The 14,186-nt window shown below is 50.2% G+C and carries 11 protein-coding genes; 3 read left to right on the forward strand and 8 right to left on the reverse strand.

Annotation, left to right across the window (positions count from 1 at the left end):
• Positions 1-22: 22 nt before the first annotated feature.
• Positions 23-1,414, reverse strand: coding sequence for an amino acid permease (locus LACPH_RS02865; protein ID WP_274784436.1), 1,392 nt, complete (start codon positions 1,412-1,414; stop codon positions 23-25).
• A 222-nt stretch (positions 1,415-1,636) separates the two neighbouring features.
• Between LACPH_RS02865 and LACPH_RS02870 the strand changes: the two genes are divergently transcribed.
• On the forward strand, positions 1,637-3,841 hold the full coding sequence (locus LACPH_RS02870) for a DUF3800 domain-containing protein (RefSeq protein ID WP_370531188.1): 2,205 nt from the start codon (positions 1,637-1,639) through the stop codon (positions 3,839-3,841).
• Between the two features lie 391 nt (positions 3,842-4,232).
• Here the strand turns inward: LACPH_RS02870 and LACPH_RS02875 are convergent, their stop codons facing one another.
• The 4 genes from LACPH_RS02875 to LACPH_RS02890 all read right to left on the reverse strand — a co-directional run bounded on the left by LACPH_RS02875 (position 4,233) and on the right by LACPH_RS02890 (position 8,307).
• On the reverse strand, positions 4,233-6,215 hold the full coding sequence (locus LACPH_RS02875; RefSeq protein ID WP_274784437.1) for a cation:proton antiporter: 1,983 nt from the start codon (positions 6,213-6,215) through the stop codon (positions 4,233-4,235).
• A gap of 131 nt (positions 6,216-6,346) precedes the next feature.
• Positions 6,347-7,132 (reverse strand): alpha/beta fold hydrolase, encoded by a 786-nt coding sequence (locus tag LACPH_RS02880; RefSeq protein WP_274784438.1) that lies wholly within the window; start codon positions 7,130-7,132, stop codon positions 6,347-6,349.
• A gap of 88 nt (positions 7,133-7,220) precedes the next feature.
• Complete coding sequence (locus LACPH_RS02885; RefSeq protein WP_274784439.1) at positions 7,221-7,862, reverse strand: carbonic anhydrase family protein; 642 nt, start codon at positions 7,860-7,862, stop codon at positions 7,221-7,223.
• Between the two features lie 118 nt (positions 7,863-7,980).
• Positions 7,981-8,307: a heavy metal-binding domain-containing protein gene (locus tag LACPH_RS02890; RefSeq protein WP_010493417.1), complete on the reverse strand. Its 327-nt coding sequence runs from the start codon at positions 8,305-8,307 to the stop codon at positions 7,981-7,983.
• Positions 8,308-8,750: 443 nt separating this feature from the next.
• Between LACPH_RS02890 and LACPH_RS02895 the strand changes: the two genes are divergently transcribed.
• On the forward strand, positions 8,751-9,083 hold the full coding sequence (locus LACPH_RS02895; protein WP_010493422.1) for a hypothetical protein: 333 nt from the start codon (positions 8,751-8,753) through the stop codon (positions 9,081-9,083).
• 137 nt (positions 9,084-9,220) lie between these two features.
• Here LACPH_RS02895 and LACPH_RS02900 read toward each other — a convergent pair whose 3' ends face one another.
• From LACPH_RS02900 to LACPH_RS02910, 3 genes are all read right to left on the reverse strand, one after another.
• Positions 9,221-10,132 carry a quinone oxidoreductase family protein gene (locus LACPH_RS02900; RefSeq protein WP_274784440.1) on the reverse strand — a complete coding sequence of 304 codons (912 nt, stop codon included), beginning with the start codon at positions 10,130-10,132 and terminating at the stop codon, positions 9,221-9,223.
• 273 nt (positions 10,133-10,405) lie between these two features.
• Positions 10,406-11,722, reverse strand: a complete 1,317-nt coding sequence (locus LACPH_RS02905) for an ammonium transporter (RefSeq protein ID WP_274784441.1) — start codon at positions 11,720-11,722, stop codon at positions 10,406-10,408.
• Positions 11,723-12,299: 577 nt separating this feature from the next.
• Positions 12,300-13,241 carry a Dyp-type peroxidase gene (locus tag LACPH_RS02910; RefSeq protein WP_274784442.1) on the reverse strand — a complete coding sequence of 314 codons (942 nt, stop codon included), beginning with the start codon at positions 13,239-13,241 and terminating at the stop codon, positions 12,300-12,302.
• A 252-nt stretch (positions 13,242-13,493) separates the two neighbouring features.
• Between LACPH_RS02910 and LACPH_RS02915 the strand changes: the two genes are divergently transcribed.
• Positions 13,494-14,159 carry an MgtC/SapB family protein gene (locus LACPH_RS02915; RefSeq protein ID WP_032958545.1) on the forward strand — a complete coding sequence of 222 codons (666 nt, stop codon included), beginning with the start codon at positions 13,494-13,496 and terminating at the stop codon, positions 14,157-14,159.
• Positions 14,160-14,186: the final 27 nt, after the last annotated feature.

Consider the following 14,186-nt stretch of genomic DNA (forward strand, 5'->3'; position numbering starts at 1 on the left):
ACTGCCTAAACCGCACTAATTCTTAGCGATGATCGTTATCATGCTCGGCTGGCGGAAGTTTTTTTGCCCCGGTGCGATAGTGGAAAAAGTAATGCAGGCAGACCAATGCCAAGAAGATCACGCCGACTAACAACGAAATGCTGGTTTCAGGATTGAGCAACATGAAAAATAAAGTGAACGCGAGGAAAATAAGTGTGAGATAATTGCTGTAAGGTGCGAATGGCATTTTAAAAGGATGGTCAGGCATTTTATCGGCGTGAACCTTGCGGAAGCGCGTTTCGCTGACGAGAATGACGACCCACGGCACCATGCCTGGTAAAACGCTGGAGCTATAGACCAGCACGAAAACATTCTTGGCGGCAGGGGCCACATAAGGCAATAAGGCGTTTAAGATGACGCCAAGTAAAATGCCGGCGCCAACGGAAACGACTGGGTAAAACGGCACGCCATGACGATTCAGTTTGGTGAAAATTCGCGGCAATTGTTTGGCATCAGCCAAGGTATACAGCATCCGGCTGGCAGAATAGATGCCTGAATTCGAGCCGGACAAGGCAGCCGTGATGACGACGAAGTTAATGAGGGATGCCGCAAACGTAATGCCGATTTTGGCGAAGGTCTGCACAAACGGTGATCCTAGTGTATTGAGCTGATCCCACGGGTAAATGGCCACGATGACGAAAATCGCGCCCACGTAGAAGATGAGGATTCGACCAATCGTATCTTTGACCGCCTTAACAATCGTCGGCTTGGGATTAGCCGCTTCGCCTGCCGTGATCCCAATGAGTTCCACGCCTTGGTAAGAACCTAGCACAATTGACAAGGCGAAGCAGAAGCCTTTAAAGCCGCCGGTGAAGAAGCCGCCGTGGGTCCACAGATTACTGATACCCACGGGATGGCCGCCATTGCCAAGACCGAATAAAATGACGCCGAGTCCGGCAACGATCATCAAAATAATGGTAACAACTTTGATGAGTGCAAACCAAAACTCCAATTCACCAAACATTCGCACCGAAATCAGATTGGCTAAAACAAGGAAGGTGATCGCTACGAGCCCAGGAAGCCATCCCGGCAGCCCGGGCCACCAGAATTTAAAATATTCACCAATGGCAATCATTTCTGACATGCCCACGACCACGAACTGGAAAATATTACTCCATGCGGTTAAGTAACCAAAAAGTGGGTGCATGTATTCGCTGGCAAATTTGGCAAACGAGCCGGTTGCCGGATCGACATACAGCATCTCACCCAAGGCCCGCATGATGAGATAGAGAAAAAGGCCGGCAACAATATACGCAATCAGAACTGATGGCCCGGTCCATTTAATCGTTGCGCCGGCACCCATGAACAGGCCTACGCCGATGGTGCCGCCAAGCGCAATCATTTGCATATGGCGTCCGCTAAGTTTTCGTTGCATGTTGATCCCCATTTCTTTCATCTAGTGGCATACAGAAAAAGACTATACAAGAAAAGTCTAGTTTGCGCAAACAGGTGAACACAAAATGCAGACATTTTTGAAACCGGCATGTACTACATTTGTAAGTATAACGCTTGCTGTTCCAAATCATGTTCGTTCGTCCTCGTTTGCGTTAAACTAGTACCGAATCATTTAAATTTAAGTAGGATATGAGGAAATATTTTGGATAAAGATAATAAGTTAAAAACATCATTAAATGCTTATATGGCAAAGCACCAACTGAACACCAACGCCACATCCGTTGCCATCGGCGTATCCGTGCCGACGTTACGCAAAGCCTTGCGTGGTGAAAAAGTCAGCCGCAAGACGACTGCTAAGATTGAGAGCATTATTGCATCAGGCAAAGTGCCAGCAGGTGCAGCCACCACCAAAACGACAAAGAAAACTGTTGCCAAGAAACCAGCAGCTAAAGTAGCAACCCGTAAGACCGCTGCAAAGACGCCGGCTACGCCAAAAGCGGCAGCTAAGCGAACTTCAACCGGAACCGTTGGACGTCCGGCACACAGCCAAGCCAACTCAACGAGCGCATCGGCAACCAATCACAGTCAGTCAACGACCCAAGCGGCTGCTAACACGCAGGAAAATGCGGCAAGCACGCAACCAAAGCGTCGGACGACAACGCGGGTTAATCGGGCAAGCGTGACGGCACGCCAGGCTAACCGGACGAATAATCAGCATCAAAACCAGGCAACTAACTCAGAAGCGCCAACCGAGCAGCCGACCACAAGTAAGCGACCGTCAACTCGGAACCATCGCTTTACCATTCGGCAGCAGCCGGATGTGGCAACACAAGAGGCGCAAGCTGAAGCAAAGAAGCGTCAGACGCAAACGAACAGCCAGTCTGCTGCGGCTTCAGTGAAACCGGCCGAAAACGATGAACGGCATGAAACAACGGCGCGGCATACTAAACAGCACACGCCAACCGGTAAAACCGAGACATTCCGGCGTAATGGCAAGTCTGAACACGAACCGGTTCGAAACGAACGGCGTAATGTGCGGACCGATCGAAACAAGCCAAATAGCACCCGACGTCCGGGGCGGCCTAAGCAGAATCGGTTTGCGGCTAATGCCGATCCGCAAAACTGGCAGCCAATGACGCAATCGGCTTCTACCAGTGCCTCGCAGTCAATGCCCAGTCAAGACGCAACCAAGCAACATGTGCCGGCTGTGGTCAATAAAGTTGAAACCCATACGCCAAGTGTCATCCGCTCTTCGTCAAATGAGCGCAATGGTGTAAATGGTGCAACCGCAAGTAGTACGAGCAACAACACCTCTGCGACCAACGCCACCAGCCAGCGGAATCAGCGTGTCAGTTATGGTATGCATACCGAAGCACCATTGGTCACCGGTAAGCAATTGCAGCTGTTCATTGATGAAAGTTTTGAAGAACGGCGGCCGGATCCACGCATGATGCATATGGGGATTGCAGCCGTTTTCCCGGAAGGTGACGATGAAAGTCTTGCCGGTTTTCGGGATGCGCTTTACCCGTATGGCTGGGAACCTGGCGATGAGGTCAAGGCGCGCGGCAAACAAGTCGATGCACTGACGCAGTTGATTAAAGCAGCGCAACATGAGCATATGGGGATGTACACGGTCTTTTCACGCAAAACGACTTATCCTGATTTTGCGCCGTCAATGGAATATCTCTATCCGTATATCGGGGCAACGATTCATGTGCTGCGGGATGTGGATACCACTTTTGACAGTATCGTGATTATGATTGATCATCGTAACGAGCTGGAAGGCAATCAGCTCGTGATGGGGGCCGATATTGTCAGCCGCTATCTGACGTTGTCACTGGAGCGGCCGATCAAAGTTCGCTTTGAGTTTGCTGATTCGCGTGAACATCTTGGCTTGCAGTTGTCTGATTTTGTTGCCAATGCGGCTTTGCGCTTAAGCCATGATGAACTTAGCCTGATTGGGATTAATCCGATGCCTGAGCTTGGTGTTTCGCAGCACGATCAACTTGTGCGCCTGACATTGCTTGGGTTGCAGCAAGTCGTCATGGGCGTTCGCGCAGAGCGGGCCGCAACCCCGTCGAAGCATTCGCAGCCTGATCGGTTCATGCAACTGATTTTCGATGCCACGTATGCGGACTCGGATCGGGTTCGGGGCGCGTTGCCGGTGGTTAAAAATGCTTTGGAACAGTTGATCGACGTTTTGCCAAATGCGCGCGTCGGCCAGATTTCCGGCATGCCGAATCAAAGTTGGTATGACATGACGGCACGAATGGCTGGCCTGTTGCGGTATATCAATAAGGATCCGAAGCCGTATGGTAAAGTTTTGGCGAAAATTGAAAGTGTTGCCAAGACAGCTGCGGATGAACTCGAAATGGCGTTGGATTCTGACTCAAAAGCTAAGCGTTAAAGTTAGGCTAGGAGTTTTATGCCGTGCCAAACTACGCAATCTTCGGCCGGCTGGGGCTGGAACGGAATGGGCACGACTTAGAGCCTCTGCAAAAGCGGCAGAGTCTCTAAGCTCGGCCTTGTTGTAGGCGGGGCAAAAGGCGCCCCACCAACAACAATTTCACTCCTGAGCCCCATCTGGCCTACGATTGCTCCGCTTTGGCACTACAAAAGTGTTCAATCGCCTTTATATCTCGATCGTAAATCATCTCGCAGCCACGACAACAGTTCATAATCGCCACAATAGCAAAACGGTTCCGGAAAGATGATGATAACCTCATCTCTCCGGAACCGTTTTTGTGTAAGCGCGAGCTGGCTTTTGCGTCGGGAAGCGCGCTATGGTGTACGCACAGTCACACGATGAAACTATCCTGATTTTTCAGATAGGTAATTTCGTCAAATGTGATGCGGGTTTGCAGGCGTTGCATGATGTCACGACTTAGCTTGCCGTCTGCGAATGCCTGCTGGATGAATTCATATTCGGCGTGGAAGGCCTTGAGGAACATGGCGTAGAGGATGTCGCCGTTGAAGGAGTCGGAGTGAACCCGGCGATGGCGATCGCGGTAGAAGCGGCGGATCGTGTTGACAGCACTGCGGTTTTGGACATTTTCGATATGTGTCAGATATTTCATGACCGCATCATATCCCGCCTGTTCGATTGGCAGAAGATCCTCACCATGTGCGGTGAATTGCCGCTTCCAAAAGATCGGTTCCAGGTTAAGCGGCGTGGTCAAAAAGGCGTTTTGAGCTTCATTAAATGCCTTGTACATGCGCCCCATGTTAATGGAAAAGCGTATTCGCAAAAACAGGTTTTTCCATAAGCGCTGATCAGCCGTGAAATCATTTAAGTCGATAAACCGGTTATAATAATACGCCTCATCTTTTGTAATCGTTCCATTGGCGCGCAACGCTTCAATCGCCGCTTTTTCCGCTGTAATGGTGCCTTCAAAAATACTCCGCTGCAGCCGCCGTGACGGATTGTCGTTTAGAATCATTTCCTGCGATAAAGCATCGGCGACGATCTGGGCTTCACTGTGATGTTCGGTTTCGTCGCGCATGGCATCGATACCAGCCGACAACATGCGTCGCAACCAGATATACTGGCGATTGCGTTTTGGTTGTTTAGGCACGCAGAATGGTAACACAATCACCGGCACAATCAGGCTCAGCAGGATGACCACTGCGGCAATCAGGATCAAACCTTGACGCAGCGCGAATTCGTGGCCGTCAATCGTCCGTGGCATAGAAAAAGCCAACGATAACGTGATGGTTCCGTTTGCGCCGCCTAGCATCATGATCAAGGCATTACGCCACCGATTTTTCTTGCCGATGCGTAACAGCGTGCGGCTCCAGAAGAAGCGAACCAGTGACTTTGCTGCGTAAATGAAAACACCGATTCCCACGAGCAAACTGAATAAGCCGGCTTGGCCGCGTAAGGCTTCGATGACAACATTCGGTAACGATAAGCCTAACAGGACAAACACCAATCCAGACAAAACCGCCGCAATCATTTCCCAGACATTGGCGCTGATAATCTGCATGCGGGCGCTGGTCAGCCGTAATCGGTCACGCTCAACACCTTGCGCAATCCCGGCCGCCACCACTGCCAAAATGCCGGAAAGAGCCAGCTCCTCGGCCAAAAAATAAACTAATAACGGAGTCAGCAGCTGAATGCCGACCATAATGAGCGGCTCATCGTCACCGATCCGAATTAACCACGCCCGGAGATTGACGATCAAGGTGCCGATAATCGCGCCAACTAAAATGCCACCAAAAAAGACAAACAGAAAGTCCAATAACGCATCGGTTGCCGAGAACCTGCCGGAAACATAGGCGGAAAGGGCCAGGTCAAAGGCAACAATGCCCGCCGCGTCGTTAAACAGACTTTCATTATTTAACAGCTGCATCTGGCTGTCACTCAAAGGATTCGTCTGCGCAACGGCACTAACTGCCGATGCGTCGGTAGGCGTGACAATGGCGATCAAAGCAAATGCCAAGCTGAGTGGGATAACCGGGAAAAGGGCGTGGACGCTAAAGCCTAAAATGATGACCGAAAACAGCACCAAACCAACCGCTAGCGACACGATGTTGGTCAATGATCGGCCGATCTGGAGTCGTGATGCATTTTGACCTTCGTTAAACAGCAATGGGGCAATGATGGCGAAGGAGAAAACCGATGGATCAATGGCAAAGTTCCGCAACGACGGCATGACGGCCAACGCTGCGCCAAGGCCAATCAGAAAGAAGGGCAGGGGTATCTTAGGGATATGGCGGGCAAGCAGATTGCCAACAATCACGGTGGCCAACATAATGCCGAAAATAACAACCTGACTCAAAGCAATCCCCCCTTAGAGCGTGAGCTGGCGCAGCGAACGCGTTTCACCGGTTGACCCGATTCGATGCCTCAATTCTAACACCAAATTTATAAAAACACTGATTGCTAGCTCGTTGCAGTGGATGTCGGATATCAGGTAAACAAAAACTGCAGTATCTTAGCGTCAATATAAGGATTCTGGTGCAAACTACTGTGGTAGGCTCCGATCGGCGTTCCGCGGTAAATGTAAAGGGATGTGGGAACGCCGGCTGCTTTAAGCTCCTGTTCGTACCGCTTGACGCCAGCAAGGCTGACAGCCCAGTCGCCTTTTGCCCCGAAAATCTGGCCGCCAATGACGAGCGTTTGAACGGATTTAGGAAAATATGCCAGTTGCGACGTGGGATCACGATAAAATTCGCTGGCAAACGAGATATATTTAACCACTTGCGGTTGGGCGTCAGTGTGTTGCGTCGTCAGATACCGAAAGCTGAGGTTACTGCCCATGGAATGGCCGACAAGGTTAACCCGCTTAACCTGATGTTGGGTGCGCAGCCAATGTAGCAAGGCGGTGAGTTGCCGGGTTTCTTTGACCGGCGCCTTGGCATCTTCGAAGACAACGCTGATAAGCGGATTTTTCCCATCGTAGCGTTTGGCACCAGTCACTGTGCGTTTTCCAGCGGCACTAATTTTAATGGTCGTGACTTGATTAGTGGCGTGATCCTTCTGAAACCGGCTGACCATGGGCCCAAATGTCAGGCTGTTACTCCCGTAGCCCGGTATGAAAACCGTGACGACATGGGTGTTGCGATAAGTGCGGGCGTGGATCGGCTGGCTGCCAATTTGCCACCAAAGCCAATAACCGCCGCTGGCCAGCAACAACAAGCCGAGAATAGCTTTTCCTAACCAATGATGACGTTTCTTCGATTGTTTGCGTTTCATGATGTACAAGCCTCCTGAGCGTGAGCGTGGCGAGTAAACGATCATAAAAAAAGTAAGACACCGCGACCTTACAATGACGGCGCCAAGCCTATTTCGATCTTTGCAAAAATGGGCCACGCAAAACCGGACGATCATTGCGGGCCTGAAGCTGTCGATGATTGTCCGGGAAAAGTTGCTGGAAACGGTGCAACTGCTGGGGACTGATGGTGACGGCGGTTTGATCGATGACATACCAAGTAACGCCTTCAGTTAGCGGCGGTGTGGTCAGTGAACCGAGGTAGCGATAGACCGTCCCTTTTGGCGGCAGCAAACTGTCGAGTTGCATTACCACTGGCTGCGAGCTTTGGGCCACAAAATGATCAAGTACGCTGTCCATTACCGGCATGCCATCGCCCAACGGTAATAAAACCGCCACGACGCAAAGTGCGCCAATGGCCGATTGATGCACAAAATGCCATTCTGCGGCGCCTTGATTGGTGGCTTGGTGTTCTGCCGGCACATGCAGATGCGCCTGAACAAAGTGCCATTGGGTCTGGTCGATCTGCGTAAGCCCATGTCCGGCTAAGCGGATGGTAACGCGGTCGTCAATTTCATGATCCGCCTGCCACGGCTTCGCAATGGTTAACGTTGAAGGACCCGCAGCAGTTGCGTCACGCAGGTCAATCGGGGACTGTTGCTGGCCAAAACCATTCGGCCAAGTACCCTGATGATGATAGTCTAACGGTGGCATCGCGCTAATTCCTTTCGTCGCATCGAATAGATGAATGGTTTCAAAAACAGGCCCTGCCAAAGCAAAACCTGTTTTTCCTCGTGAGCGAGGTGAGTTGGATTGTTAGTGAGAGGTCAGACTAGTCGAGCAGCTTAACCGCCGTACCATACGCCACAACGCTTTGCATGTCGCCGCCGATTGACCCGGAGTCAAACCGCATCATGACAACGGCATCACCGCCAACTTTGCGGGCTTCATCGCGCAGCCGCTCGATCGACTTTTCCCGTGACTCATGCAGCATGTTGCTATAAGCTTTGATTTCACCGCCGACAATATTCTTTAGCCCTGCGCCGATGTTGCTAATCACGTTTTTAGACTGGGTGGTTAAGCCGAAAACCTCGCCAATAATTTCGTAATGCTTACCGGGAATGTTCTCGGTCGTTGTAATCAGAATATCTTGTGCCACAATAAAACCCGCCTTCCTTATTGAAATGAATGTCAGAAGATTCGTTTTAGACAGTTACGATTTAAGTACATCGTTATGCTGTCGAGTGTCCATAACCAGCATCAGATTACCACCCGTGTATGGAGATCACAAGTAAAATAGCCGCTTAAGCGACGTAGAAGACATTATGGCAAAGAACAATGCTTAGATGCTAATTAACAAGGTCACTATCGTTTAATGCTAAAAATACATTATTTAGTGAGAAACAAGTTTTAAAAAATTGAAAAGTTTAAATGCTAATCAACGAAAAGGGCGTTGTATCGAACCTTAAAAGCACTTTTATATAGTAAATAGTAATGATTACTAGTTCGAGAAAGGGCTTTTTAATTGACTTTAGAAAAACGATAATGATATAAAATGAGTGTCGATGAAAATACTAAGGTAATGAAAGAGGAGGACTTTTAATGGCACATACGATTGCAGAAGTAGATGCTCATCATCATCACAGCCTTGCTTGTGGCCACACCAAACTATTGCACGGTGATCACGTTGATTATCTCGAAAATGGCCATCTTCATCACCCGCATGAAGACCATTTTGATGAGGCTGTGATTCCCGTATCCGCCACTAATCCTGATGGTGAAAGTCCGATTGTTGAAGGCGAGTTGCATGATCAGTACTGCGGCCATGAACAAGTACCGCATGGCGATCACATTGATTATTTGGTTAATGGTCGGTTGCAACATGTTCACGGCGACCATGTTGACGATCACGGGCCGGTGGATGTGGTCAACTGATATATCAGTTGACGAACAAGTTGCATGCAAAAAACCGCGGTTAGCGTGACCGCGGTTTTTTAATATTCGCTCTTCCGGATGATCTAAGCACCACTTCTAAGTTAACGGTTTGATCATCAGGACAAAACCGAGCTTGATTATTTGGAAAGCTTAATGACAATTCGACCCTCATGGCGCGGATCATCTAGCAATTGATGGCCTTTGATAAAACCTTCGCGGGTAAATGGCAACACGTAGCCGACTTGGACGGTCAATTTGCCTTGCGCCATTAAATCAACGAGGGTTTGTAGCGCCTGGCCAACTTCAGAGCCGCCGAGTGGTCGCGTGTGCACGAACCGAACACCGCGACTCAGTAAAGGCTCAGTATGGCTAACCGAAACGATCAGCCCACCATCCTTGGCCATTTCAACATCATCATCACCGCCAAGACCATTCATTGCCGCATTGATGACGACATCAGCTGTTTGGCGCAGCTCATCGACGGGGTTGCCGCGATCATATGCGACAAAATGTTCGATTCCGAGGCGGTTGACCTCGGCTTCATGCCGGCTGGCGGCGATGCCGATCACGGAGGCACCACGTTCAACTGCCAGTTGGATCGCGGCAGAGCCAACGCCGCCCGAAGCTCCCTTTACAATCACCGTATCGCCGGCCTTGATTTTACCGAGTTCGACCATGCGATAACCAGTGACGCCAGGGGTAATCAATGCAACTCCGGTTTCCGGAGTGATGGGAGCTGGCAACAAGACACTCATGTCAGCCGCTGCGGTCACGATTTCGGCATATGCACTGGTGGTTCGGGCAATGACGCGATCGCCTTCGCTAAATTGCGTGACACGACTGCCAATTGCACTTACGACGCCAGCAACATCATAGCCCGGCACAGTCAAGCCGCTGCCGCCCATTTGCCGTGCGATCCGATCACGGTTGTTAAGGCCGATTGCTTCGGTTTTGATTTGAATTTCCCGCGGACCCGGTTGCGGTGTCGGTAATTCAATCGCATCAATGACTTCCGGACCGCCTGCCTCGCTAAATCCATATCCAATCATATTCTTCCCTCCATCATGTTGGTGAGCGTGAGCCGGCGCGGTTAGAAGTCGGAGTGTAAGTGGCCTTGGGCGTGATGGCCCGGGCTTAGGCCATTGCGACCAAGGTCCTTACACGCAGACTTCTGCGCCGGTAAGCGCGTTATGCCAATGTTAAACTAGCGGCATTTTAACCATGATTAGGGAAAAAGACAATTAAAGTGCCTTGAAGTCGTGGAGGAAAAGTGAACGGTTACAGTTGGCATCCTCTTAGTCAACCTTTTAAGCGCAATTCAATTAGCGATCATCTTGATGTGGTCGCGGATCAAAGCCATGGAGTTGTCCCTTAAACTCATCCGGAAATGAACTGACCGGTGTGTGGTGTTCCCAGCTAGCCGCAACCTCTTCATCAACCGGTTCGGCATGCTCACTGTAGTCCAAGCCCATTTTTTCAGCGGCAGGGGACACGCGGATACTGACGAATCGGGACAGTACAACGGTAATGATGGTGACCATTGCCCCGACCAGGACGATGACAATCAACGTGCCGGCTAACTGGATCAGCAGCAGATGCCAGCCCCCGTTATAGGCCAGACCGGCGTGGGCAATGTTCGGGGCGACCTGTTTGCTGGCGAAAACACCGGTCAGGATGCTGCCGACAATGCCTGCCACACCATGACAGCCGAATGCATCCAAGGTGTCATCGATCCCGAGGCGTGGCTTGATTTTGCTGATAAACCAGTAGCTGGCTAACGTTGCCAAAATGCCGATGCAGGCGGCGCCAAAACTCGTGACATAGCCAGTAGCGGGCGTGATGCCGACCAGTCCGCACAAAGCGCCGGTGCAAGTGCCAATCAAGGTTGGATGCCCGGTTTGCCAGATGTCGAGACACATCCAGGTGACCAGTGCAGCCGCCGCGCCGACCGAAGTTGTCAAGGCGGCGGTCATGGCAGCTTGATTGACGCCCAGCGCAGACCCGGCATTAAAGCCATACCAGCCGATCCATAAAATCGCGGTTCCCAGCAACACCCATGGTCGATTATAAGGAACCGTGTGCTCGTCAGTCCGGCGCCCGAGAAACGCGGAGAGGGTCAGTGCGGTGATCCCCGCATTGATATGGATCACCGTCCCGCCGGCAAAATCGAGAACGCCGAGACCCGCCAGCAAACCATCAGGACTCCAAATCAAATGCACCAGCGGATAATAAACCAGCAGTGACCACAAAACGATGAAGCAGGTTAGAAATTTAAAATGCATCCGCCCGACAACCGCCCCGACAAACAAAGCCGGCGTGATGATCGCAAACATCATCTGGAAAAGAATATAAACCCCGGTCGGAATCCGCGCCGCCGTGACCGCGCCAAGCGAAATGTCACTCAGGAAAAAATGATGTACCTGACCGATGACGCCAAATAGATTACCGTTAAAACTCAGTTCGTAACCAACGGCGACCCACAATAAAATGGCAATACCGGTGATATAAAAAACCGAAAGCATGGTATTAATCACGTTGCGTTTAGAAACAAGCCCACCATAAAAGAAGGCTAGGCCTGGCGTCATAAACCAAACCAGCACACTTGCAATGATCACAAACCCTGTATCGGCTAAATTCATCTGTGCCACCCCGTTCATCTTGAATGGTGGTATTGTAGCACGGGTTTTTGCCAAAACAGGGTGGCGCCGTCTAGCATTTATCTAGACCAATTTACGAGCGGATTATATGCTTGCCGATGTTAAAGGATTTTTCGGGTTGCAAAAAATTATTTTCTGCGTTAGGTTATGTGACACCAGAACTTGACGGTCGACGGGGATGATTGATTTTCGGTACATTGGTCTATATAAATTTGAGGTAAAAGAACGAAATTGCTAGGAAAGTGGCTGGGGCATAATTCAAAATGGCAATATAAAACGAACATACTCCATTGGTGAGCTGTGAGTATGTTCGCTATTTGTTTCACTAAGAGTAATTCGTTAGGGACATCGCTATGTCAGTGCCAAAGCGGAGCAATCGTAGGCCAGAGGGGGCTCAGCTGTGAAATTGGCCTTAAACGGGTGGTTTTCCCGTTTTAGGCCAAGGCCGAGCTTTGAAACCGCGGTTTTTGCGGGTTCAAAGTCGTGCCCACAGCGTTCCAGCCCCCTCTGGCCGGAGATTGCGGAGTTTGGCACGGCAAGGATTAAAAAATTCAGATTTTTAAAGCTCACCATCCGCAATCTGCCCAAGCACGGACTTAGATGGAATAAAGAACAGTTCACCGGTCAATGGCGTCGAGAAGTCGAGCAAGCGGTCGGAGTTGTCGAACATCCCTTGCAACATCCGCTTGGTGACGGCCCAGTGGCGGGCATAGCCGATGAAATAAGTACCGTTGATTTTTTCGGCAGGATTGCTGAAGGGAACGTTCATGCGCACGATCTTATGCTCGACGCCGCCTTCGTTGTCCTGAGACACAACGTTGTGCGAGTTGACCAGTTTCTCTTCATCGGCTAACTCAAAATCATTGAACTTCTTACGACCGATGGCTTTTTCCTGATCTTCCGTTTTGAGTTTGTTCCAGGCATCCAGGTTATGTTGGTATTTCTGGGCGAAGGCATACGAACCATTTTCAAACGCAGGATCTTCATCGCCGATCACCGCGTATTCCGGTGTGTCCAGTGCGCTGGGATTTTCCGTGCCGTCAACAAAACCAATGATGGCGCGGCCTTCAAAGTAGCGGAAGCCATGGGTTTCATCGAGGGTGACTGTGTTGTCGCCGATGATTTCCATGATTTCGGACATCAATTCAAATGGCACGGCGGAGTTTTGTGACCGGATATGGAAGAATAGATCCGCCGGGGTAGCAACCGCGGTGTATTTAGGTCCCACGATTGGCTGAAATTCTTCTAACTCCTTTGGTCGTTCGGCATCAGGAAAAAGATAATCCCACGCCTTCCGCGAAAAGCCGAAAGCCGTTGCCAGTTTTGCATCAGGATAACGAATATTCAGACTGTTAATGAAGGCCGGCAGATGATCCGCCAAATCGGCAATCATTTCTTTGTCGCTTGCAACGTCCTGCCGTTTAAGATCAAACGTTGCAAAAATAATATCCGACCCCGCATCTTTATACACATCCTGTACATCCCGTAAATCAATTGCCATTCTTTCTCCTCCAAACTAGAATCATTTTAATCTGGTTTTAGTTTAGCATAGCAGGTAGGGATTGCAACGATTTTCACCTGGACAGGATGATTTAGTTAAGAAGCTGTATTGGCAGGCGTGAAGGCTGTCAGCAGCCGCTACCGTTGGATTTTTTTCGTTAACCGTTCACGCAGAGTTGGGGGTTCCCATTCGTGCGTTTTAAACCGTTGCCTTGGGTGGTAAAGTAAGAACAAAGGTTGTGATGTTTTGACAATGACAATAATGGATCAAGTCGAACTCGTCATTCGACTGCTGGTCGCAGCGTTTTGCGGGTTTGCCATTGGGTTTGAACGCAAAAATCGCTTTAAAAATGCCGGTATCCGAACGCACATGATTGTCGCGCTGGGTTCGGCACTGATTATGATTGTTTCTAAGTATGGTTTCTTTGATATTTTGAATTTGAAAAATATTGCGTTGGATCCTTCCCGGGTCGCGGCTCAGATCGTCAGCGGTGTCAGCTTTCTTGGTGCCGGCGCGATTCTGGTGCGGCACAACAACGTTAATGGCTTGACGACAGCAGCCGGTGTCTGGACCACGGCTGCTGTCGGGATGGCGATTGGTGCCAAACTGTATATTCTGGGTTTGTCGGCGACGGCGCTCGTCTTGGGCATTCAGGTAGTCCTGCATCACCATTATCGTTGGCTGCCAAGTGGCGACAATGGGGTTTTGACGATTCGGATTCGCAATGAAGGCTTTGATATGGAACACATGCGCCAAACGCTTGGCAAGTATCATATCAAAGTCTTGAATGTCTCCATCAAGCACGAAGGCGATGAAGTGAAAATGAGTTTACATGTCGAAAGCAGGGCCAACGAAGATATGCGGCGACTGCTGATGTTCTATGCTGACAACCCTAATATTATTTCCATCGAGTTTTAGCCAGTTGGCCGAACTGATAACGTTTGG

It is taken from the genome of Lacticaseibacillus parahuelsenbergensis, assembly GCF_030770265.1.
GTDB classification, from domain to species: domain Bacteria; phylum Bacillota; class Bacilli; order Lactobacillales; family Lactobacillaceae; genus Lacticaseibacillus; species Lacticaseibacillus casei.

Excerpts from the sequence above, each read along its gene's own strand:
- LACPH_RS02865 (WP_274784436.1), bottom strand. The coding sequence starts at position 1,414 with ATGCAACGAAAACTTAGCGGACGCCATATGCAAATGATTGCGCTTGGC.
- LACPH_RS02880 (WP_274784438.1), bottom strand. The coding sequence starts at position 7,132 with ATGAAACGCAAACAATCGAAGAAACGTCATCATTGGTTAGGAAAAGCT.
- LACPH_RS02885 (WP_274784439.1), bottom strand. The coding sequence starts at position 7,862 with ATGCCACCGTTAGACTATCATCATCAGGGTACTTGGCCGAATGGTTTT.
- LACPH_RS02895 (WP_010493422.1), top strand. The coding sequence starts at position 8,751 with ATGGCACATACGATTGCAGAAGTAGATGCTCATCATCATCACAGCCTT.
- LACPH_RS02900 (WP_274784440.1), bottom strand. The coding sequence starts at position 10,132 with ATGATTGGATATGGATTTAGCGAGGCAGGCGGTCCGGAAGTCATTGAT.
- LACPH_RS02905 (WP_274784441.1), bottom strand. The coding sequence starts at position 11,722 with ATGAATTTAGCCGATACAGGGTTTGTGATCATTGCAAGTGTGCTGGTT.
- LACPH_RS02910 (WP_274784442.1), bottom strand. The coding sequence starts at position 13,241 with ATGGCAATTGATTTACGGGATGTACAGGATGTGTATAAAGATGCGGGG.
- LACPH_RS02915 (WP_032958545.1), top strand. The coding sequence starts at position 13,494 with ATGACAATAATGGATCAAGTCGAACTCGTCATTCGACTGCTGGTCGCA.